Raw genomic sequence first — 23046 nt, 5'->3', positions numbered from 1 at the left:
TTATTCTTCCAGAAGGTTGCGGCGCCGGAGCGCGTCGGTCTCCACATGGGCCATGATGCGCGGCCCATGCGCCCACAGCCAGGCGTCCGGCTCGTCGCTGAGTCCGGTCGCGCGCAGGTGCGCCGCCACGGCGGCGCAAAAGTCCTCCACGGGTCCCGCCACGTCCAGATCCTCCGGCCCGCGCAGGGGGTGCGCCGCCAGAAGGTCCAGCAGGCGTCCAAGAGGCGCGCCCAGCAGGGGCAGCTGACGGCCGAGGCGGGGCGCCCATTTGTAGAACGGCATATAGCGGCGGTTGAGCAGGAAGACCAGGGCCAGCGCCGATTCCGCGAAGCGCGCCGCGGCCAGCATGGCCGAGGCCGCGTCCCCCCGGCGCAGGGCGCGCGGCAGGTTGTACTGCCCGGCCTGGGCCGTGAGCATGGCCTTGCCCGCCAGCTTTTTCAGCCAGACATCGCGGGGGTAATAGGCGAGCAGGGCCTCGCGCCAGGCGCTGAACCGGCCATCCGCGTCCTCGAACACTTCGCCGCTGGTGGCGGCGGCCAGCCGGTGCTCGGGAATGGCGAGCCACTGCCGCCAGTCCTCCGGCGGCGCGGCAAGGCCGGTGAAAAAGGCGTAGAAGCCCTCCACCGGCACTGGGCCGACCCGTCCCTGGCGCGCCTGCGGCGCAAGGCGGGAGGGCAACCCGTGAAATTCCGCGGGCAGCGAGGCGAACACGTCCTCGATGCGCCGGGCCTCGGCCCGCAGCAGATCCTGCGGCAGCCAGAGGCAGAAGGCCGCGCCGAAATCGTGGTCGCGCGAGGTGGCGTCATCGCAGCCGAGGCATTCCGAACCTTCCCCCGCAAGCCCCGCGGCGGCCCGGGCCATGATGTCCGGCATGGCCGCGACCAGAGCGGGGCGGCAGGCCGCATAAAAGGCGCGCGCAAGCTCAAGCCCGTTCATCGCCGTTGCTCCTTTCCCGGGGTTTTCCCTTCCCGCGCCTGGGGCGGGTGGCGCCTTCCATGTGGCGCACCTTGCGGAAGATGGTGCTCCTGTCCATCTGGAAATGCCGGGCCAGCTCGCCGATGGAACCGTAGCGCCTGAGACCGGCCTCCAGCACCTGGGCCTCCATTTCCTTCATGATGCTCTTGAGGGAGCGCCCTTCGATGGAGGGCAGGCGGGCGCGGCCGCCCTCGGCCTCGGGGGCCGGGGCTTCCGGGCGGATGCCGGCCAGGTCCGCGGCCTGGATGCACCCTCCCTTGCAGGTGACGATCAGCCCCTGGATCAGGTTCTCCAGCTCGCGCACATTGCCCGGCCAGGCATAGCCGCGCAGGATGTGCTCCACCTCTTCGGAAAGCCGGGCTTTCTTGCGGTAGCGCCTGCCGTAGTAGGTGAGGAAGCCCTGGGCCAGGGGCAGGATGTCCGCCTTGCGCTTGCGGAGGGGCGGCAGGGTGAGGACAGCCACCTTGAGGCGGTAGTAAAGGTCGGAGCGGAAGGCGCCGCGCTCCATTTCCTTTTCCAGGTCCTTGTTGGTGGCGGCAATGACGCGCACATCCACCTTTCTGGGCACGGTGGCGCCCACGCGGAGCACCTCCCAGTCCTGCAGGACGCGCAAAAGGCGCGTCTGCATGGGCATGGGCAGCTCGCCCACCTCGTCGAGGAAGAGGGTGCCGCCGTTGGCGGCCTCCACGAGACCGGCCTTGCCGTTCTTGCTGGCGCCGGAAAAACTTCCGGGCACATAGCCGAACAGCTCCGTCTCGATGAGGTTTTCCGGGATGCTGCCGCAATCCACCTTGATGAACGGCGCTTCGGCGCGGCGGCTCAGGTGGTGGATGTGGCGCGCCATGACATCCTTGCCCGTCCCGGTCTCGCCCAGCAGGAGGACCATGGCGTCCGTGCCGGCGATGTCGGCGGCCTCGCCATAGATGCGCTGCATGGCCTGGCTCTGGAGGACGCGCGGATACTGGACGGCGTCCGGCATGGCGGCGTCGCTGTTCAGGGCCTGGAAGGTCTCCAGCAGCTCCTTCTGCGCGGTCACTTCCTCGCGCAGCTCGCTGAGAACGGTGATGTCGCGGATGATGGTGACGACATAGACCACTTCTCCGGCGGCGTTCTTGATGGGGTAGCCGTCCAGCAGGAGGATGCGCCCGTTGTAGAGGTGCTGGACGCTCGCCACCTTTTCCCCGCTGTTGACCACCCTGGCATTGAGCACGATGTCGAAGATGCCGTTCTGGACCATGTCCTGGACGCGCTTGCCGAGGATGTCGGCCTTGGGGATGCCCGTCAGTTCGGAATGGCGCCGGTTGACGAGGACGACCACGCCACGGGCGTCCGTCACGCAGACGGCGTCGCGGAAGGTGTCATAGAGCTGTTCGATGTAGTCGGCGAGCATGGAGGAGTTATACATGCATCCGCCCCTGCGGCAAAGCGCTTTTCGGCCGGCCCGGCCCGCCGGGAAGGGGCGCCCGGGACCAGGGAGCGTGAACAGGACCCGCCGTGTCCAGGCCCCCCGCCGGCGCCGCCTTCGTCCGGGAGCGATGGCGCCGGCGGGGGAAAGCGCCGTCTATCCGCCGTAGCCCATGACTTCGGGCAGCCATGTGGCGATGGACGGGAAGAAGGTGAAGATGAGGATCGCCAGGGTGAGGGCGCCGATATACGGCAGAACCGCCATCGAGACCTTTTCCACCGGCAGCTTGGAGAGCCGTGAGGACACGAACAGGTTCACCCCCAGCGGCGGTGTGAGCATGGCTACATTGTTGGTCACCACCAGGATGATGCCGAAGTGGATGGGGTCGATGCCGAGCTTGAGGATGAGCGGCAGCAGCACGGGCACCAGGATGATGATGGTGGCAAGCGTCTCGAGGAACATGCCCAGGATGTACAGGATGGCGATGATGAGCAGGAGCACCACTTCCGGCGTGGTGGAAAAGCCCAGCACCAGCGAGACGAGTTTTTGCGGGGCTTCCTCATAGGTGAGGATCTTGCCGAACAGGGTGCTCGCCCCCACGATGAGCAGGACGCCGCCGCAGATGATGGCGCCTTCGATGAGCGACTTGTAGATGTGCTCCCACCTGAGCGCCCGGTTGATGACGATGCCCACGAAGAGCGCCCAGACGATGCCCACGATGGAGGCTTCCACCGGCGTTGCCATGCCCGTGTAGATGGAACCGAGGATGAGCACCGGCGTCATGAGGGCGAAAATGCACTTGCCGCAGGTACGCAGGAAGGTGGGCAAATGGAAGGGCGGGGCGTCCCTGTCGCCGGCAAAGCCGTTTTTCTTTGCCAGCAGCCAGGCGGTGCCGCACATCAGAAAGGCCACGATGAACCCGGGGATGAAGCCCGCGGTGAACATGGCCGTCACCGACAGGTTGCCGAGGATGGCATAGATGATCATCGGGTTGGATGGCGGGATGAGCACGCCGATGGTGCCGCCCGACGAGGCCACCGCCGCCGAGTATTCCCTGGAGTAGCCGTTGCGGATCATGGCCGGGATGAGGATGGTGCCCACGGCGGCCACCGTGCCCGGGCCAGAGCCGGAAATGGCCGCGAAAAACGTGGAGGCGAGCACCGTGGTGATGCCGAGGCCCCCGTAGGAGCGGCCCACGATCTGCTTGACCACATCCACGATCTGGCCGGTGATGTTCCCGTACTCCATCAGCGTGCCCGCGACCACGAAACAGGGTATCGCCAGGAGCGGGAAGAGGTTGAGTCCGTCAAAAAGCGTGTTGTGGATGATGGAAAGGGGCAGGATGTCGCTGCACAGGATGGCGGCGATGGCGGAGATGATCAGGCCCATGAAGATGGGCATGCCGATGAGAAAGCAGACCAGAAGCGCGAGTAGCGATATTTCAAGCGGCGACATCAGACCATCTCCTCGAAGTTCACCAGTTCGGCCATGGTGCCCGCTTTCCAGTGGAGATAATACTGCTGGAGCAGGCGAAAGCTCATGAGCGCGAAACTGAAGGGAATGATGGCTTCCACCCAGGACTTGACGATGCCGAGGGTGGGCGAGACCTCGGGGAACTCCAGTCCGTCGCGGATGACTTCAACGCTGTTGATGAAGATGAAGATATTGAAGGCGATCCAGATGGCGTCGCAGACAGTGAGAAAAAACAGGCGTCCCCTGGTGTCCAGTTTGAGGAACTGCGCGGTGATACGCACATGGATGCGCCGCTTGACGCACAGGGCCGCGCCCACATAGACGGCCCAGATGAACGCGTAGCGCGAAAGTTCCTCCGTCCAGGCCAGGGCGGAGCCGAAAATGAAGCGGATGAAGACCTGGATGATGAGGCAGACGATCATCAGCCCCACCAGAAAGGCGGAGGTCCATTCCTCAAAGTTCGCAAAACACAGTTTCAAAAAGCCCATGGCATACTCCCCTGAACACGGCGCGCATCCCGCGCGGAATGGAGAAATGGCGCGCGGCCGGGGACAGGCCCGGCCGCGCGGCCGTCGTTTCATCCCTATTCCACGGGCTGCTGGCCCATGGCCTTGAGCGCCGTGTTCACCATGTCCTTGCCGCCGATCTTGTCATAGAACTGCGGCCAGGTGGAACGCGCCTGCTTTTCCCACTTGGGCAGGTCGGTGGGCGTGCCCTTCACCATGCCGTGCTCCTCGCACTGCCTGAGGGCCAGCTGTTCCTGCTCGGCGATCCAGTTCCATTCGTGCTCCAGGGCTTCCCTGGCCGCGCGGTCAACGAGCGCGCGGGTCTTGGGGTCCAGCTTCCTGTACCACTGCTCGGAGACTAGGAAGGGACCTGTCCAGAGCAGGTAGGGCACGTCGGTGATGTATTTCTGCACTTCCCAGAACTTCTGGTCGCGGTTGACGGCATGGGGATTTTCCTGGCCGTCGATGACGCCCTGCTGGAGTCCGTTGAAGGTTTCGGACCAGGCGAGGGGATGCGGTTCAACGCCCCAGGAGCGGAAGGCCGCCAGCTGCATTTCCACGGGCGGCACGCGCATCTTGAGTCCCTTGAGGTCGTCGATGGTGTTGATGGGATGCTTGGAATTGGTCAGCACGCGGTAGCCGCCGAGGAGCCAGCCCAGGGGCCGGGTGCGGCTTTCCCTGGCGATCTGGTCGGCGAGCTTTTTGGAAAATTCCTCGTCACGGAGGAGCTTCTTGGCGTCATCCGTGGTGGGGAAGAGATAGGGCAGGTAGAAGATGCCCGCCGAGGGCGCGAAGGGCGTCAGGTTGCCGGTGCTCATGACGCCGAGATTGATCTCGTTGTTGCGCAGTTGCTTCACATTGGCCTGCTCGTCGCCCATGGAGCCGCCATAGAAGGTCTGGACGGTGATCTGACCGTTGGAATCCCGTTCGACGATTTCCTTGAACTTGTTGATGGCAGTGGTCATCTGGCTGCCTTCGGGATTGGCCGTGGCCGCCCGGATGGTCTGCTTCTTGTACTCTTCCGCGTCAGCCGTGCCGACGCAGAGGACAAGGACCGCCAGTGCACACAGGAGCAGAGAACAACGTTTCATGGGAACCTCGTTTCGGCCGGTCATTTATCCGGCAGGGAAGGGCCGTTCTTTTCCCCCCGCCGGTGCTGGGCATGGTGCGAAAAAACGGGTCTCAGAGACCGAGAAGTCCGGCCGCGTTGTTGTACATGATGTTCTCGCGCACGGCGGGCGTGAAAGGCAGGCGCCGGTACAGCGCGATCTGCTCCTGAAAATCCATGAACGGCGCGGCGCTGGCAAAAAGGATCTTGTCGCCGATGAGCGTGTTGGCGGCCTTGATGTAGCCTTCCGAGAAGGGCTGCTCCTCGTATTCCGCGAGGTCCATATAGACGTTGCGGTTGCGGTGCACCACCATGATGGCGTCGCTGACGAAAGGATAGCCCCCGTGGCTGATGATGATCTTCAGCGCAGGAAAATCCGCGGCCACCCGGTCGATGTGGCGGGGATGGGCATCGTCCATGACCGCGCCGCGGACAAGCGTGCCCGGACCCGTGGTGATGACGATGGGCACCTCCAGCTCGCAGCACTTGGCGTAGATGGGATAGTATTTGGCGTGGCTGGCGGGGATGCGCGCCAGATAGGGGTCGATGGCGGCGCCGCGCATGCCGCGCTTTTCGACCATGTCGGCAAGCGTTGCCAGGGCGTCCATGCCCTTGTGCGGGTCCAGCCCGGCAAAGCCGATGAAAAGGTCGGGGTAGGCGGCCATGAGTTCCAGGATGCCGGGATTGCTGGACGCGAGTCCATAGGTCGTTTCGGCGTCACGCCCGGTCACGACGCCCTTGACGACGCCGCACCGTTCCAGGTCGGCCACGATCTTTTCAAGGGGTTCGGGCTTTGCCCGGTCCGCGAACTTGAAAAGCTCGAACATGGGGCTGAAGACCCCGCCCTTGGCGAGCATGCCCCTGACGGCCTCGGGCGTGCTCGGTCGAAAACGGAAATCAATGATCTTCATGGCGGCTCCTGTTGCGGACCAGGCCCGGCCGTGCGGCAGCGAAGCGGCGCCCGGGACCGGCATTGTCCGGTGTTCCTGAATGGTATCACCCTCTAAGCAGGATTCGTGCCTGTTGTGAAAATGGGAACAATTCCTGTATAGCGCGGGGACAGGGAAACATGGCCGGCCGAAAGCGGCCCCGCGCGGGGCGGACGCGACTGCGCGGGGAATGCCCCCGGCGCGCCGGCCCGCGGATGGGGGAAACGGGGGGGTGACGATACGCCGCACGCGAGCGGAGGGAATTATATAATATGTTGAAATAATAGTTTAATTTGTCGGAAGTTTTGGTATGTGTATTTTTGCACAATTTGGGGATTTTTTTATTTTTCTTTTGATTTCAATAAATTATCATGTCAAATCTCTGGAGTGATGCAAAAAAACATCATGATCGGCGCGAAAAGTGGAAGAATGCAACCATGCCGGGCGTGTCCATGCACCAGCGGGGCAAAAGGAAAAGGCTGTTTTTTAATTTAAAAATGCCGACTTCCGGCAGTCCGCGCAGCACGGACGCTTCAGCAACGCAAAAGCGGAACAGCGCCGAAGGAAGACGACGTTCCCGGCAGGCGCGGCGCTCCGGAGAACGGACACTGCGCCATGAGGGACGTTGCGGGAGCATCGCCTGTTTTGATGAAGCGCAAAAAAACGCCCGCGGGAAAAGCGCGGGCGCCGCAGGCGGGGGAGGGCAGACGGTCACTGCGCGATTTCGCGCAGACGGCGCATGATGTCCTCCACCAGATTTTTTCCCTCCATCTCATAGACCCGGCCCAGGTAGCCATACTTGGGCTGCCCCATGCGATGGTAGGCCAGCAGCTCGTATTCCACATTGGGGCGCCGCGGTATGAGGTCCCGGATGGCCTGGATCTCGGCCTCGCTGTCGTTGAACCCGGGGATGACGGGCGTTCTGGCCCGGATGGGCAGAAGGGGAAAGTCCTCGCAGACGCGCCGGAAATTTTCCAGGATGCGCGCGTTGTCCACGCCGGTATGCGCCTTGTGCAGGGCCGGGTCCGCGCACTTGATGTCGAAGATGAGCCTGTCCAGCGACGCGCAGGCCTCGGCGAGGAGCGCGTAGGGGTAGTGCCCGCAGGTCTCGATGGTGGTATTGATGCGCCGCCGTTTGGCCTCGCGCAGGAGCGCCAGGGCGAAATCCGGCTGGGCCAGGGCCTCGCCGCCGGAAAGGGTCAGCCCGCCGCCGGAACGGTGGTAGAAAACGCCGTCCTCCTCGACCTTGTTCAGCACCGCGTCCACAGTCATGCGCTCGCCATAGACGCTCTGCGAACCGGAGGGACAGGACTCGGCGCAGGCGAAGCACTGCGCGCAGGCCCTGGGGTCGAAGGCGATGAGTCCGTTCACCAGCTTCAGGGCGCCCGACGTGCAGGCGCGCAGGCAGCGCCCGCAGACTTCCGCCGTGAGGCAGCGCATGGGGTTGAAGGCGTGCTCCGGCTCGTGCCGCTGGGATTCCGGGTTGCTGCACCAGCGGCAGCGCAGGGGGCAGCCCTTGAGGAAGACCAGGGTGCGGATGCCCTTGCCGTCGTGGACACTGAATTTCTGGATATTGAAAACGATGCCGCTCGTCTGCGCGTCGCTCATGCTCTGCTCCACGGATTGGCCGAAGGGGGATCCCCTTCACGAAATGGTGACATGCCCGGCCCTGCGGCGCGTCCGCCGCCCGCGACACCCGGGGGGGGAGGAGGTCCCCCCCCGGATGTCGTGGCATCAGAAGGCGCTGTGCTCGGTGCGGTCGATGATGTCGTTCTGCAGATCCCGGGAAAGATCGCAGAAGTAGGCGCTGTAGCCCGCGATACGCACGAGAAGGCTGCGGTAGTTGTCCGGCTCCTTCTGGGCGTTGAGCAGGGTCTGGCGGTTGACGATGTTGAACTGGAGGTGCCAGAGCTTGAGGTCGCACCAGGTGCGGATGAGGTTGATGATCTTTTCCGTGCCTTCCTCGCCCTCCACGCACTTGGGCGAGAGCTTGATGTTCAGCAGGCGCGAGGCGCGGTTGATCATGCCGTAGTTCTTGGAATGGTAGTTGGAGAGCAGGACGGCGGTGGGACCGTTCTTGTCCGCGCCGTGGGAGGCGGAGGAACCGTCGGAGAGCGCTGTCCAGGCATGGCGGCCGTTGGGCGTTGCCGAGACAACCTTGCCGAAGGGCACATGCGAGGTGATGGGCACATAGCGCACATCCACATGGACGCCGCGTTCGCGGGTGCTCTTTTCCGCCTCGACCTGGGTGAAGCGGTCCACATCCTTGGCGATGCTGTCGGCATACGAATCATTGTTGCCGTAGCAGGGGGCGTTGCGGAGCATCTCGCGCACGGGTTCGTAGCCCTTGAAGTCCGCCTTGCAGGCGTCGATGACTTCCTTGAGGCTCAGCTTCCCGTCCTCGAAGACGAGCTTCTTGATGGCCGCCAGGGAGTCCACCACCGTGCCGTATCCCAGGAATTCGAAGTAGGAGTAGTCCACGCCGCCGGGGATCTTTTCCGTGTGCAGGTCGAGCATGTTTTCCATGCACAGGTCGTGCAGCACGGAGGAGAACGGCGCGGCGAAATGCTGGGGACGCAGCTTGTCCACCACATGCTGCTGCTGGAAGGCCTTGCGGAGGAGGTTGAGATGCTGGGCCTTGTACGCTTCGTAGAACTCCTCCCAGCTCTTGAACTTCAGCGGGTCGCCGGTCTCCAGGCCGATAAGCTCGTCGCCGTAGTGGAGCATCCTGCCGTTGTAGAGCGTCATTTCCAGGGCAGTGGCGAAGTTCACATAGACGCAGCCCGAGGTGTAGGTGTCGCGGTTGGGCATGCGCGTTTCCGTGCAGCCGGAGACCGCATAGTCCAGGGCCTCGTCCACCGGGCAGCCCTTGATTGTGTTCAGGAAGACCACTTCCTCGTCATTGATGAGCTTGGGGAAGCCGGAGCCGTCCTTGACCGTGAGCGCCACTTCGTAGAGGAAGCGCTCGGGCGAGCGCGAGTGGATGCGCGCGGCCAGGTCGGGGTAGTTGAGCGGGAACTCGCGCTTGGATTCCAGGAACAGGTAGGTGAGATCGTTGGTGGCGTCCTCGCCTTCGCGGGTCTGGCCGCCGATGGTCACGGCCTCCCAGTGGGCATAGCCTTCCTGAAATTCAACGCCCGTGGGATTGATGTAGAGGTCGATGAACTGGGCCATGTCCACCCACATGCACTCCAGCAGTTCCTTGGCCTGCTCGCGGGTCAGGCGGCCTTCCTCGATGTCCTTCTTGTAGAAGGGATAGAGGTACTGGTCCATGCGGCCGTTGGAGATGATGGCGCTGGCCTTCTGCTCCAGGCGGGAGAACATCTGGACGAACCACTGGCTCTGCACGGCCTCGCGGAAGGTGCGCGCGGGGAGGGCGGGCACGCGGTCGCAGATCTCGGCGATTTCCAGCAGCTCCTGCTTGCGCCTGGGGTCCTCTTCCCTGGCGGCCATGTCGCGGGCAAGGTCGGCATGGCGGCGCGCCCAGATCATGATGGCGTCGCAGACGATGATCATGGCTTCGAGGAAGGGCTTCTTCTCCCAGAGGTCCACGGAATTGTTCAGGTCAAGGGTAGCCATCCTGTCCCTGGCGTCCTGCTGGATGGCGAGCATGCCGCGGGTGATGACCTTCTCGTAGTCCGGCACCCACTGGAGGGCCGAGCGGTAGGAGGAGGTCTCGCTGACCACGAACTTGGACTTCAGGCCGCGCTCGTCATGATAGGTGACGGTGCGGATATCGGCGGGCAGCACCCGGTTGAGGTGCTCGTGGTAGGTCTTGCCTTCCCAGTAGGGGGCGATGTCCTCCATGACCGTCCTGATGTCTTCTTTGGAGATCTGGAAGGGGCTTTTGTCGCGGTGCTCAAGGTCGGCCAGCACCTCGCGGTAAAAGTCGCCGTCGATTTCGGGATAGAGGATGCCGTAGCGGCCGAGCTTGCCCACGCGGCCGGCAAGGAGCTGGTCCGGCGTGATCCAGACCGTGATCTTTTCGGCCACATTCCTGAGCGCCTTGGCCCAGCGCAGGGTCAGCAGCTCGCCCTCTGTCTCGCGCATGGATTCGGTAAAATATTTGGCCCGCTCCACATCCACATGCGGCAGGGTGAACTGGTTGCGCTCAAGGATCCTGTAGATGCGCTCGCGGCCCTGGCGGTTGACGTTTTTGTTGATGACACGCTCTTCCTGGGGCGACATGCAGCAGCACTGGCTCATACTGGTCTTCTCCTCGATTGGTGACAGTCCTTGCTTGGGGGAACAGCTCCGGGCGCTTGTGAGAAAACGCCCAATGTCGCCCCTCTAAGCATCAGCCGTGCCAACAGCATATCCTCTTGATTTTCCAAGGGTTATGCGGAGAAATCTGCGGGTGCGCGCGCATGTCCGCACAGGGAAGCAAGGCAAAAAAACACAAAATAGAAAGAATTATCAGCAATATTAGCAGGTTGTGTTCATATTGCATTTTTGCAACAAAGACCGTGGCCCCGGGAGGGCGCCGGCGGAAACGTCCGCTCAGGCAATGGCGCCGCGCACGAGCAGCATGCACGCCGAAAGCCCGATCATGAGCAGGAGCAGGCGCCGGAACAGGCGGATGTCGATGTTGTGGACGATGGGCACACTGGCCGCGATGCCGAAAAGACCGAACAGGGCGCCGAACAGCGCGGCATGCAGGAGCTGCGGGCTGTAGAGTCCGGCGGCCCACTGCGAATGCAGCAGCGCCGGCATGGTCATGGCGGCGGCCAGATTGGCGCCGCAGATGGTGCTTTCCTTTCCCCAATGGCGCAGATAGGCGTAGAGGACGAGCGGCGGTCCGCCCATGCCTACGGCGCTCATCATGATGCCCGAAAGGAAGCCGAAGGGCAGGCAGCACCAGCGGGAAATGGGCGTTTCCGCCACATGGAGGCGCCCCGCCAGAAACTGCCAGAGGAGAAAGAGCGCCAGGCTCCCCCCCGCGGCGAGGAGCAGAAGGCGCGACCCCGCATGGTGGAGAAAATACACGCCCAGCGGCACGCCCGGCAGGGTGGCGATGCCGAGAAGGAAGATTTCCCGCCAGCGCGCCTCGCGCCGGTAGAGGAAGCCCAGCCCGAGAAAAATGACCGTGCCGCTCAGGCAGCCGAACAGGATGGCGTCCCGCGCGGGCATGACGAGCGTGAGCAGCGGGATGGCGAAAAGATTGCCCCCGAAGGAGGTCAGGCCCGTCAGCAGGCCGGCAAGGAACCAGATGCCGTTCAGATAGACGAAGAGCAGGATATCCATGCGATGGTCTCGCGCGTGCGGCCTGGCGCCGCGTGCATGCCCGTTGCGGGGCAGGGCGGGGAATGCGCCCCGCGCCCCGTCACGGACGTTGAAAGCATGACCGCCGGGAAGCGGGGGCATCATCCGCGCCGCCGGCTGCCGTCAGCGGCCGGCCTTGAAGACCGCGCAGGCGTCCTCCCCGCCCAGTCCCGCCTCCTGCGCCCTGCCGAAGGCGGCGAAGGCCCGTTCCGTCAGCTCCGGGTCGCAGTTCCAGCTCCGGGCCATGGCGCAGCCCAGGCGCAGATCCTTGGCCGCCAGGTCCACGCTGAAACGCGGGCTGAAGTCGTCCGTCGCGATCCAGGGGCCGCGGACATCCATCTGGAAACTGCGCGCGCCGGTATCCTGGAGCAGCGGCAACAGCGCATGCGATCCGATCCCGGCGGCGGCGCCGATACGCAGCCCCTCGGCAAGGACCGCCAGGTTCGCCATGCCGATCATGTTGCTGAGCAGTTTTACCGCGCAGGCGGCATCCACGCTGCCCACATCATGGGGTCTGCCGATTTTTTCCAGGAGGGGCAGCAGCCTGTGCACGGCCTCCCTGTCGCCGCCCACGAAGAGCGGTTCCTCGCGCCGTAGGGCCATCTGCGGCGTCTTGCCCACCGTGGCCTGCACATAGGCGATGCCCCGGGCCGCGGCGGCCTGCATCAGGGTCTTTGCCGTGGCGGGGTCGATGGTGCTGAATTCGAGATGGACGGCGCCGGGCGCCATGGCGGCATAGAGTCCGTCCGCGCCGCTGGCGCCGAGAACGGCATCGCGCACATGCTCCGGCAGGGGCAGGCAGGTGCAGAGCACATCACAGGCGGCCAGTTCTTTCCTGTCCGTGGCGACGACGGCGCCCTCGGCGGCAAAGGCCCGGGCGCAGTCCTCTCTGCGGGTGAAAACCGTGAGGTCCCCTCCGGCAAGGAGGATGTTTCGCGCCAGGGGGGCGCCCATATTGCCAAGCCCAAGGAACGAGAAGCGCATGATCTCCTCCAGGTATCGCCCGGCTGTTTCCGGGGAGTGCGGCAAGCGCGCATGCGTTCCGCCATGTCCGCCGCCGCGCTGCGGGAGGGCTGCGGACGGCGGGGCGCGCATGGCGGCGCCCGGGTCTTGCGCCGGTTTTTTTGTCGGACCCTGATGCACCATCCATGCCAGCCGCGTGCCCGGTGGGGGGCTGCACGCGGCTGGCGTGGCGGACGGCAGCGGCGGATTTTGGCACGGCATATGCTTTTTCCGGGATGCGGGGGACGAAACTCCCCCCCGAGGAACAAAAAATCATACAGCGGGAAACAGGGCCGGATCCTCCGGGAAGCGGTGAAGATGCGGGCTTTCCGGCACATGACGGCACGTTTGGAGGAAGAAATGAGCAGCTTCGTCTTCTGCCTGATTTTTATACAGGTGAGCATTTTTTTTATAGCCGGGTTCCTGGGACTGACGTCACTGTATTGCGTCTGGCGTGACCGTCGGCGGGGTGCGCCCGTTGCCGTCCGCAGCGTGAGCCGCAATCGTTTCCGCCGTCGCCGGACCGGCATGCTGCCACCTTCACCGGTCATGGCCGTCCGCGACTAGGCGGATCCTTCATCACGCATTTTTCAAGGAGATCCCCATGGCACAGGACGCTGCGCATGATGTCGCCCAGAGCGGCGACAGCAACAAGATCGGCGTTGTTGCCGCCACGTTCATGGTGGCCGGCAACATGATGGGTTCCGGCGTCTTCATGCTGCCCGCCAACCTCGCGGCCTACGGGAGCATTTCGCTCATCGGCTGGCTTTTGACGAGCGTGGGCGCCGTGGCGCTGGCCCTGACCTTCGCAAAACTCGCCAATATCGACCCGGCGGCGGGCGGACCCTACGCCTACACGCGCAAGGCCTTTGGCGACTATATGGGCTACCAGACCAACATGGTCTACTGGGTAGCCAATGTCATCGGCAACGTGGGCCTGGCCGTGGCGGGCATCGGCTATCTCACGCATTTCGTGCCCGCGCTCAAGAACCCGTATGTGGCGGCGTTTGCCCAGCTCTTTGTGATCTGGCTCTTTGCCTGGGCCAATATGCTCGGCCCGCGGCTCGTGGGGCGCATCCAGTCCTTCACCACCATCATGGCGCTCATCCCCATCATCGCCACGGCGGTGCTCGGCTGGTTCTGGTTCAGGCCCGAACTTTTCAGCGCGGGCTGGAACGTCACGGGGCAGAGCGATGTTTCGGCCATCGGCGGCACGCTCAACTTCACCCTCTGGGCCTTCATCGGCGTGGAGAGCGCCTCGGTTTCGGCGGCCGTGGTGAGGAACCCGCGCCGCAACGTGCCCATTGCCACCATCAGCGGCGTCATCCTGGCGGGCATCTGCTATATCCTGAGTTCCTCGGTGATCATGGGCATGATCCCCAACAAGGCACTGGTGGCCTCGTCCGCGCCCTTTGCCGACGCGGCGCGCATCGCTCTGGGCGACACGGCGGCCAATGCCGTGGCCCTGTGCGCGGCCCTGGGCTGCCTCGGCTCGCTGGCGGGCTGGACGCTGCTGGTGGGCCAGAGCGCCAAGGCGGCGGCCGATGACGGCCTTTTCGGCAACGTTTTTTCCCGTGTCAACAGGAAGCAGGTGCCGGCCGCCGGGCTTTTCATCGTGGCCCTGATCATGAGCCTCATGGTGCTGGGCACCATCTCCCCCGGCGCCAGCCAGCAGTTCGGCAAGCTGGCGTCCATCGCCGTCATCCTTACGCTGCTGCCCTATATCTACTCCTGCATCGCCGTCAAGGTGCTGGGCTACAAGGTGCTGCCGCCAAACCAGTATCTGCTCTATATCATCGTGGGCTTTGTGGGCGCGGTGTACTGCATGACGGCCCTGATCGGCTCGGACGGCTCGCAGACGCGCTGGTCGCTCATTTTCGTCATCGCCACCATCGTGCTCTATTCGGCGGCCATCACCCGCAAGCGTGAGATCGAGGAGGGGCATGTGCATACCGGCGGCGTTTCCCCGCAGTGGATCCGTTGGCTGACCCTGGTCGTGACCATCGCCGTCCTGGCGGTCACCTTCTGGCTCACGGTGGAAGACCGGCATTCGCCGCAGAAGCGGCGGGCGCCGTTGCCGCGCCACCTGATGGAGGAGAGCGCGCCCGCGCCGCAGGCTCCGCCGGCGGCCATCGCGCCCGAGTCCCTTCCCCCGGCGCTTTCCGGCGCCCTTTCCGGCACAAGGCCCGCGGCCGCCCGGTGCGACGTGGAGTCCCCCGCGCATGCCGCCGTTTCCCGCGCGGACGCCGCCACCTCCGGCGGCATTGCCCCTGTTTCCGGCTTTTCCGGGATTTCCCCTTCCGGCAACCCCAAGGAGTGCTTATGATCCTCTCCACTGATCAGAATCCGGCCCAACTGGGCATGAAGGTCCTGCTCGTCCACGGCGAATGCAACAAGGACTGCGTGGCGGGGCGCCTCGTGCGCAAGCTCCGCGACCAGCTCGAAGAGAAGGACGTGGCAGTGGTCACGGCGGACACCGCCCGCGACGGCAGCCTCATCCTGGCTTCCGACCCGCAGATCCAGGCGCTCCTGCTGGACTGGGACATGGAGGACGCCGTCAACCACCATCCGGCCATGGAGGTGGTCAAGGGCCTGCGCGCCCGCAACGCGAACATGCCGCTCTTTCTCTTCACCAACCGGGAAAGCGCGGCCCAGATACCGCTGGACATCCTGGCGGACACGGACGACTTCATCTGGCTGTTTGAAGACACGGCGGATTTCATCGCCGGGCGCGTGCTGGCGGCCCTGCGGCGCTACCGCGGCCATCTCCTGCCGCCCATGTTCGAGGCGCTGGCGAAATTCTCCATGACGCACGAGTATTCGTGGCACACGCCGGGGCACACCGGCGGCACGGCCTTTCTCAAGTCAACGGTGGGCCGGGCGTATTTCGACTTTTTCGGCGAAAACCTGTTCCGCTCCGACCTTTCCATTTCCGTGGGCGAGCTTGGCTCCCTGCTGGACCATTCCGGACCCATCGGGGAGGGGGAGAAGTTCGCGGCCAAGGTCTTCGGTTCGGACTACACCTTTTGCGTGACCAACGGCTCGTCCATGTCCAACCGGGTGATCATGATGGCCTCGGTGGCGCGCGGCCAGATCGCCCTGTGCGACCGCAACGCCCACAAGTCCATCGAGCACGCCATCACCATGTCCGGGGCCATCCCCACCTACATGCTCACCACGCGCAACTATTACGGCATCATCGGTCCCATCCCGCCGGAACGGATGACCAAGGAAGCCATTGCCCGTTCGGTGCGGGAGAATCCGCTTGCCAAAGAGGCCACGGACCCGTCCCCGGTGCATGCCACGGTGACCAACTCCACCTATGACGGGCTGTGCTACAACGTGGAGCGCGTGGAGGAACTGCTGGGCCAGAGCGTGGACCGCCTCCATTTCGATGAGGCCTGGTACGGCTATGCCCGCTTCAATCCCATCTATGAAAAGCGCTTCGCCATGCATGGCGACCCCAAGGAGCACGGGCCGGACAAACCCACGGTCTTTGCCACCCAGTCCACGCACAAGCTGCTGGCCGCGCTGTCGCAGGCGTCCATGATCCATGTGCGCGAGGGGCGCAGGCCCATCAGCGCGCACCGGTTCAATGAGAGCTACATGATGCACGCCTCCACCTCGCCCAACTACGCCATCATCGCCTCCAACGACGTGAGCGCGGGCATGATGGCCGGGCCGGGCGGCAAGATCCTCACCGACGAGTCCATCCACGAAGCCGTGGCCTTCCGGCGCCTGCTCGGGCGCATCCATGCGGAAATGGGCGAAAAGGGCGAGTGGTTCGTCAATGCCTGGCAGCCGGATACCGCCACCCTGCCCGACGGCACGACGGTGCCGTTCTGGCAGGCGGACGAGGACTATCTGGCAACCGACCCGCGCTGCTGGGTGTTGCGGCCCGGCGAGTCCTGGCACGGGTTCGGCGAGCTTGAGGCCAACTACTGCATGCTCGACCCCATCAAGGTGACGGTCACCACCCCCGGCATGGACCGCAAGGGCGAGCTGGAGTCCTGGGGCATTCCCGCCTCCGTGCTGACGGCCTATCTGGATGCGGACGGCATCGTGGTGGAAAAGACGCAGGACTTCACCATCCTCTTCCTCTTCTCCATCGGCATCACCAAGGGCAAGTGGGGCACGCTCATCAATTCCCTGCTGCGCTTCAAGGAAGACTATGACGCCAACGCCCCGCTGGAAGAGGTGCTGCCCGCCGTGGTCGAAGCCAATGGCGCGCGCTACGCCGGCATGGGACTCAAGGACCTGTGCACGGAAATGTTTGCGGCCATGAAGGAACTGCGGACCACGCAATTCCTCTCCGAAGCCTTCTCCCTCCTGCCGGAAGCGGTCATGACGCCTTCCAGGGCGTACGAGCTGCTCGTGCGCGGCGAGATCGAGCGCGTCGGCCTGGAGGGCTGCGCCAACCGTGTCCTGGCGACCGGCGTCGTGCCCTATCCTCCGGGCATCCCGCTGCTCATGCCCGGCGAGAACGCGGGACCCGCCGATGGCCCGGTGCTCGGCTATCTCAAGGCGCTGGAAGCCTTTGACCGCAAGTTCCCCGGTTTCGGGCACGACAACCATGGCGTGGAAGTGGTGGACGGCAACTATATCGTCAGCGTCATCAAGCAATAATGGAGAGAAACGCCGTGCCGTGCGCTCCGGCGCAGGGCATGGCCGACACGAAAAAGGCCGCCCGCGGGCGGCCTTTTTCGTGCTGGGATCTTCCCTGTGCGGCGGGCTGCGCGCGCTATTTCGCGCTCTCCGCTTCCGCCTTGGGGTCCTCCTTCCCGTGCTGGGAGGCCGTGATCAGGCCCACGCCTTCAAAAAGCTCATAGATGCCGAAGCCGTACCAGAGCGTATAGAGCACATAAAAGCCGAGCAGCGCGCAGACGAGCGCCACATGCTCGGACATCCTGGCGGGCAGGATGCCGTAGAAGTTGTTTCCCGGTTCGATGGCGCGGGTCACGACCCGGTCAACGATCTTCGCGTCCGCCACACGCCGCTGTTTTTGCAGTTCCTGGACGCACGGCTCAAGCAGATACCACCAGGCCGAGGCCACCTGGAGCGGGGCGGCGCCCGCATATTTGTCGCTCACGGCCTGCCCGTTGTTGTGGTAGAGCAGGTCCGCGTCCTCCGTGGCCTGGAGCAGGATGGCGCCAAGATCGCCCTGGAAGGTGATGGTCGCGCCCTGGCTTTCCGCGCGGGTGACTCCGGCATGCTCCAGCAGGCGTTTCGCCAGCGGCGCCAGGTCGGGCTTTTGCAGCGACACCTTGAGCTGGGCCTCCTTGCCCGCCAGCGGCCCGATCTCTTCGCGCACGGAGGGGATGAAATAGGAGGAACCCTTGGAAAGTTCATTGAAGATCTCGTCCGCGTACTCCAGTCCGGTGAGGTGTCTGCCATCCTCGCCCGGGAACAGCGGCGAGAGCATGAAGTAGAAGAGGACGAAAAACGTGCCGATCAGGCAGGACCCTTTGAGAAAGTGCGATTTGTCCCTGATGATGCCTAGCATGCGTGCCTCCGCAGTTTGCCCATGTTCAGGAAGAACTTGCTGCAGACCCAGAGGCCGAAAAACGCCACCACGCCCCAGAACACGATATTGCCCACGGTCTCGATGCCGTTCACGAGCCAGTCCGACAGGTTCAGGGCTTCAAGCTCCACCAGCTTCTTGGGCAGGGTGGCGGCCCTGTTGATGAAGCCCGCGATGATGGAGACCGCGTAAAAACCGCGGATGTGGTTTCCCTTGACCACCGTGGTCGTCAGGGCGCCAATCTGGATGCCCAGCAGGGAGCCGAGCAGCATGCCGATGGCGAGGGTGTAGAAGACGTAGCCATACACCGCGTACTGGCCGATGGCCGCGAAACCCGCCGTGAAGATGATCTGGAAGATGTCCGTGCCCACGGTGGTCATGGACGAGACGCCGAACACATAGACGAACATGGGGAAGGTGACGAAGCCGCCGCCCACGCCCATGATGGCCGCGAGAAAGCCGACCAGGACGCCGCCGCTGGCGACGATCCATGCGGAGATACGCCGTCCCCCCGGAATGACGCGCCTGTCGAAGGGGATCATGGGCGGCAGCGCGATGTTCTGGACGCGCCGGGCGAGGCCGCTCAGGTCGTTCTTGTTCTCCTCCGCGGCGGTGTTCTGCCGGACCTCGGGGCGGACGGAGCGCAGAAAGTCCGCAAGCGCATAAAAGCCGAGAAAGCCGAGCAGCAGCGCATAGACCGAGCTGATGAACAGCTCGGAAAGCAGCGGATTGGCGTCGTACAGGCCCTTGTTGATGGCGCCGCCGATAAAGGTGCCCACAATGGAACCGACCAGGAAGAACGTCGCCAGGCGCACGGAAACGTTGCCGAGCTTCTTGTGGATGGTGGTGCCCATGATGGCCTTGGCGAAAATATGGAAGAGATCCGTGCCGACGGCCAGGATGCCCTTGACGCCCACGGCCATGAGCGCGGGCGTGATGATGAAGCCGCCGCCCGCGCCGATACAACCGGTGATCAGCCCCGCGGCGACGCCGACGCCGATGGCCGCCAGAAAGATGGGAACGGTATAGAAAGCAGGCGCATAGGCCGCGTGACCGCCAAGTATTTCATGCTGGGTATACGCTTCAGCAAGACAACATAGAAAAATAGGTGTCGCCAGTCCGAGAATGATCAGAAGCTTTTTACGATTTTTCAATATGGATGTGGAAACTTCAAAATCCCATCTTGCATATGCTTCGCTGCTTGCAAGAAGGAAATCATAGAGACGCCTGCCTGTACCCATCTTCCCAATACCTCCATCACTGCGTTTTGCACATGCCCATGACGCGCAGACAACCATTCCGGAATGGCGAATACTGCATGAAAGCGCATTTCTTCCCAAGCATAGCAAGAGGCAAGGGTTTTGTCAGTAGGCTTTCAGGGCTTTATGAGGTACGCCGGGGAGGATTTTTTTATAATCTATTGAAAAATAAGGGAAAAATGATTTGTGAAATTTTTATGGAATATGTCGCGCCGGCATCAGCGCCCCCCGGGCGCCCCGGCGGCGGCCGTCACATGGCGGTACACAAGGGCGGAAATGTCGGCCAGCATGCGCGCGGTCGCCGCGTCCGTGGCCCGCGAATCGCTGATGAACACGGCGATGACATAGCGCCGGCCGTCCGGCAGCAGGACGAATCCCATGTCGTTGCAGGCGATGAGGCGGCCGTCGGCCTCCCTGTCGCCGGTGCCGGTCTTGTGGCCGAAGATGGCGCCTGTGCCCGCCAGGGGGCGGGCCAGCCTGTCCTTGCCTGTGGCGCAGCCGGTCATTGTGGCCGTGAGGAACGCGTGGGACGCGGGCGGCAGAATGTCCCGCGTCAGGAAGCTCTCCAGCAGGCGCGCGGCGGCCAGGGGCGTCGTCCAGTTCTTCCGGCAGTTGGCGAGGTCGGCATGCATCTCGGCCTCTGTGGCGCGGATGGCGCAGTCGCGGCTGCCCAGGCTGTGGATGTAGGATTCGGTGTCCTCCACGGAGCGGATGCGCTCGAAGAGGATGTCGCAGGCGTTGTTGTCCGACTGCTGCAACGTGTACCGCAAAAGGTCGGCGATGGAGATGCTGAAGTTTCCGCCGGGCCGGGCGTCGCGCAGGGGACTCCAGGTATCCGGCGCAAGGTCGCGCGCGGTGATCCACAGCCGGGTGTCCAGCGGAAGGCGCAGCTCCCGCAGGCGGTCCGCCACCGCCAGGGCCTGGTGGAACTTGAACACGCTCATGAGCGGGTAGCGCCGGTCGTTGTTGACCGTGACCGTCCGGTCGCTGTTGATGATGACGGCAATGCCGATGTCGGCGGGCTTGCCGGCGACGAAGGTCTCCAGCTCCTGTCGCAGGTCGGCGGCGCTCCGGGCGGGCGCGGCCGGCCACAGGCCAAGCATGAGGAGCAGGAGCGCGAGCATGCGGCGCATGGAGGTTCTCTCCATATGATGGGGGACGATGTTCAGCGACAGGGCCGGGAAGGGGACCCGGCCCTGCGCGGGATCTGGAAATCGGTGTCTCCGTGCGGACGTGGCTGCTAGATCTTGTTGATCTGCCTGCCCTCCAGCCACGCGAAGAGATTGGCGAAGGCGATCTTCGCGCGTTCTTCCAGCGATTCCTGCGAGTAGAAGGCGAGATGCGGCGTGACGATGGCGTTCTTGCAGCGCAGGAGCGGATAGTCGGCCGGAAGCGGCGGCTCCATGTCGAACACGTCGCAGGCCGCGCCCGCGATGTCGCCCGCGTCCAGCGCGGCGGCCAGGGCCGCATTGTCCACCACCGGGCCGCGCGCGGTATTGATGAGGAAGGCGCTCTTCTTCATCTTCGCCAGTTCGGGCGCGCCGATCATGCCCCTGGTCTCGGGCGTGAGCGGGCAGTGGAGGGAGACGATGTCCGCGCGCCGCAGCAGTTCGTCCAGGCTCACGCTCTCGTCGATGGCCGGGTCGCTCACGGGGCGGCGGTTGTGCGCCAGCACCGTGCAGCCGAACGCCTTGCAGAGCGCGGCCAGGCGCTTGCCGATGGCGCCGGCGCCCACCAGGCCCACGGTCTTGCCCTGGAGCAGATTGGCGCCCAGTCCCGCCTTGGTGCCCCCTTCGCGGCAGCGCCGCTCCGCTTCGGGCAGGTGACGCAGCAACTGGATCATGAAGCTCACGCACAGCTCGGCCACGGATTCGTCGGCATAGCCCGAGGCATTGGAAATGGCGATGCCGCGCGAGCGCGCGTCCGCGACCGGGATATGGTCCACGCCCGTGAAGGCCACGTCGATGAACTTCACGTCCGGGGCCTGGGCCAGGACTTCGGCGGGCAGAGGCATGTTGGCGAGCATGAGGACATCGGCATCCCCTGTCTCGGCCTTGAGCCGCGCCATGTCCGTTGTCCGCTGGCAGGCCGTGAACTCGTGCCCCAGGGCGCGCAGCCTTGCGGCGTTTTCTTCCACGAGTTCGGGGGAACAGCCGAGGTTTTCCAGCAGGACGATACGCATGATTGTCTCCTTGGTTGAGTTCCGGGTCACTTCAGAAATCTGTCGGCATAGCCGGCCGCGAAGAGGATGAGGATGAGGCACGGCAATATCCACGTCAGGTAGAAGCGGAGGCAGCGGGGGAATTTCATGCCCTGGCCCAGGTCCGCCTCATGGAGGAAGTTGTCCCAGCCCCAGCCGCGCCGCAGGCAGCAGAAGAGCAGGAAGAGCAGGCCGCCCAGGGGCAGGACGTTGTTGCTGACGAGAAAATCCTCGAAATCAAGGATGGTGCTGCCCGCGCCCAGAGGCTGGATGCCGGAGAGCAGGTTGAAACCCAGCGCGCACGGCAGGGAGAGGAGCCACATGACCACGGCGTGCAGCACCGTGGCGCGGCGGCGCGGCATGCCCCAGACATCCACGCTGTAGGAAATGATGTTTTCAAAGACCGCGATGACCGTGGAAAGCGAGGCGAAAGCGAGAAAGACGAAGAAGAGCGCGCCCCAGAGGCGGCCGCCCTCCATGTGGTCGAAAATGTTGGGCAGCGTCACGAAGACAAGCCCCGGGCCGGAACCGGGCGCCACGCCGAAGGAGAAGCAGGCCGGGAAGATGATGAGACCGGCCAGCAGGCCCACCAGGGTATCCAGGCCCATGATCCACAGCGCCTCGCCGGTGAGGGAGCGGTCTTTCGGCTGGTAGCTGCCAAAGATGGTCATGGAGCCGATGCCCACGGAAAGCGCGAAAAACGCCTGTCCCATGGCCGCGTTGCAGACGTTGAAAAAGCCCACCTCGCGGAACTTCTCCCAGTCGGGCATGAGGTAGAAGCGCACGCCGCTTTCCGCGTCCGGCAGGAGCAGGGCGCGGATGACCAGAAGGACGAGGATGAGCAGAAGCCCGAGCATCATGCCCTTGACCACGCGCTCCACCCCGTGGCGCACGCCCATGGCGCAGACGGCGAAGCCCAGGCCCACGGCGACGCTCATGCCCGCCACCTGGATGGCGGGGTCGCCGAGCGTGCCGGAAAAGAAGGCGCCCACGCCCTCCGGGGAAAGGCCCGAGAGGGCGCCCGAGATCTCGAACCAGCAGTACGAGAGCATCCAGCCCGTGACCGTGGTGTAGAACATCATGAGCAGGTAACTGCCCACCAGGGCCACCCAGCCGAAGCGGTGCCAGCCGGTGCCGGCCGGTTCCAGCTTGCGAAGGGCCAGGCCCATGTTCAGGCGCGAGGCGCGGCCCACGGCGAACTCCATGATCATGACGGGCAGGATGGCGAAGAGAAAGAAGACATAGACAAGAACGAAGATGGCGCCGCCATAGGCGCCGGTGATGAAGGGAAAGCGCCAGACGTTGCCAAGCCCGATGGCGCAGCCCGCCGAAAGCAGCAGAAAGCCGAGGCGGCTGCCGAGCATCTCGCGTCCGCCGCGTCCGCTCCCTGTGGCGTTCTTGTCCAT

At 64.3% G+C, this 23046-nt stretch carries 18 protein-coding genes; 3 read left to right on the top strand and 15 right to left on the bottom strand.

Going from position 1 to position 23046, the window contains the following annotated elements; all coding sequences use genetic code 11:
- The 10 genes from QZ294_RS02540 to QZ294_RS02495 form a co-directional block, all read right to left on the bottom strand.
- Positions 1-936, bottom strand: coding sequence for a DUF4037 domain-containing protein (locus QZ294_RS02540; protein WP_297046311.1), 936 nt, complete (start codon positions 934-936; stop codon positions 1-3).
- Positions 923-2380 (bottom strand): sigma 54-interacting transcriptional regulator, encoded by a 1458-nt coding sequence (locus QZ294_RS02535; RefSeq protein WP_297046309.1) that lies wholly within the window; start codon positions 2378-2380, stop codon positions 923-925. Before QZ294_RS02535 ends, QZ294_RS02540 begins: the two co-directional genes overlap by 14 nt.
- A gap of 156 nt (positions 2381-2536) precedes the next feature.
- Positions 2537-3835 (bottom strand): TRAP transporter large permease, encoded by a 1299-nt coding sequence (locus QZ294_RS02530; protein ID WP_297046307.1) that lies wholly within the window; start codon positions 3833-3835, stop codon positions 2537-2539.
- Positions 3835-4341, bottom strand: coding sequence for a TRAP transporter small permease (locus tag QZ294_RS02525; RefSeq protein ID WP_297046305.1), 507 nt, complete (start codon positions 4339-4341; stop codon positions 3835-3837). The genes QZ294_RS02530 and QZ294_RS02525 overlap by 1 nt, the downstream gene beginning before the upstream one ends.
- A 95-nt stretch (positions 4342-4436) precedes the next feature.
- Positions 4437-5450, bottom strand: a complete 1014-nt coding sequence (locus QZ294_RS02520) for a TRAP transporter substrate-binding protein (protein ID WP_297046303.1) — start codon at positions 5448-5450, stop codon at positions 4437-4439.
- Positions 5451-5541: 91 nt separating this feature from the next.
- The gene (locus QZ294_RS02515) at positions 5542-6378 is read right to left on the bottom strand and encodes an amidohydrolase family protein (RefSeq protein ID WP_297046301.1); all 837 of its coding nucleotides are present in this window, start codon (positions 6376-6378) and stop codon (positions 5542-5544) included.
- Between the two features lie 729 nt (positions 6379-7107).
- On the bottom strand, positions 7108-8004 hold the full coding sequence (locus QZ294_RS02510; protein ID WP_297046299.1) for a glycyl-radical enzyme activating protein: 897 nt from the start codon (positions 8002-8004) through the stop codon (positions 7108-7110).
- Between the two features lie 126 nt (positions 8005-8130).
- Positions 8131-10602, bottom strand: a complete 2472-nt coding sequence (locus QZ294_RS02505) for a glycyl radical protein (protein ID WP_297046268.1) — start codon at positions 10600-10602, stop codon at positions 8131-8133.
- 294 nt (positions 10603-10896) lie between these two features.
- Positions 10897-11640 (bottom strand): sulfite exporter TauE/SafE family protein, encoded by a 744-nt coding sequence (locus QZ294_RS02500; RefSeq protein WP_297046266.1) that lies wholly within the window; start codon positions 11638-11640, stop codon positions 10897-10899.
- 141 nt (positions 11641-11781) lie between these two features.
- The gene (locus tag QZ294_RS02495) at positions 11782-12642 is read right to left on the bottom strand and encodes an NAD(P)-dependent oxidoreductase (protein WP_297046264.1); all 861 of its coding nucleotides are present in this window, start codon (positions 12640-12642) and stop codon (positions 11782-11784) included.
- Positions 12643-13020: 378 nt separating this feature from the next.
- On the opposite strand from QZ294_RS02495, the gene QZ294_RS02490 reads away from it, so the two are divergent.
- The 3 genes from QZ294_RS02490 to QZ294_RS02480 are packed head-to-tail and all read left to right on the top strand — an operon-like array spanning position 13021 to position 17286.
- Positions 13021-13227, top strand: coding sequence for a hypothetical protein (locus QZ294_RS02490; protein WP_297046261.1), 207 nt, complete (start codon positions 13021-13023; stop codon positions 13225-13227).
- A 37-nt stretch (positions 13228-13264) separates the two neighbouring features.
- Positions 13265-14986 (top strand): arginine/agmatine antiporter, encoded by a 1722-nt coding sequence (gene adiC / locus QZ294_RS02485; RefSeq protein ID WP_297046257.1) that lies wholly within the window; start codon positions 13265-13267, stop codon positions 14984-14986.
- Positions 14983-17286, top strand: coding sequence for an Orn/Lys/Arg decarboxylase N-terminal domain-containing protein (locus QZ294_RS02480; protein ID WP_297046254.1), 2304 nt, complete (start codon positions 14983-14985; stop codon positions 17284-17286). The genes adiC and QZ294_RS02480 overlap by 4 nt, the downstream gene beginning before the upstream one ends.
- 115 nt (positions 17287-17401) lie before the next feature.
- Here QZ294_RS02480 and QZ294_RS02475 read toward each other — a convergent pair whose 3' ends face one another.
- The 5 genes from QZ294_RS02475 to QZ294_RS02455 all read right to left on the bottom strand — a co-directional run bounded on the left by QZ294_RS02475 (position 17402) and on the right by QZ294_RS02455 (position 23046).
- Positions 17402-18163, bottom strand: coding sequence for a hypothetical protein (locus tag QZ294_RS02475; protein ID WP_297046251.1), 762 nt, complete (start codon positions 18161-18163; stop codon positions 17402-17404).
- Positions 18157-19422, bottom strand: coding sequence for a sulfite exporter TauE/SafE family protein (locus QZ294_RS02470; protein WP_297046246.1), 1266 nt, complete (start codon positions 19420-19422; stop codon positions 18157-18159). Before QZ294_RS02470 ends, QZ294_RS02475 begins: the two co-directional genes overlap by 7 nt.
- 236 nt (positions 19423-19658) lie before the next feature.
- Complete coding sequence (bla, locus tag QZ294_RS02465) at positions 19659-20573, bottom strand: class A beta-lactamase (RefSeq protein WP_297046245.1); 915 nt, start codon at positions 20571-20573, stop codon at positions 19659-19661.
- Positions 20574-20680: 107 nt separating this feature from the next.
- A complete protein-coding gene (locus QZ294_RS02460) occupies positions 20681-21622 on the bottom strand; it encodes an NAD(P)-dependent oxidoreductase (protein ID WP_297046242.1) in 942 nt (313 codons plus the stop codon).
- A gap of 26 nt (positions 21623-21648) precedes the next feature.
- Entirely contained in the window at positions 21649-23046 is a 1398-nt protein-coding gene (locus QZ294_RS02455; protein ID WP_297046239.1) for a sodium-dependent transporter, read from the bottom strand.

Origin of the sequence: uncultured Desulfovibrio sp., from assembly GCF_910584445.1 — a bacterium.
In the GTDB taxonomy this organism is placed as follows: domain Bacteria; phylum Desulfobacterota; class Desulfovibrionia; order Desulfovibrionales; family Desulfovibrionaceae; genus Desulfovibrio.
Note: the sequence above shows the minus strand (reverse complement) of the source record. Positions and strands in the feature narration are given on the sequence as shown.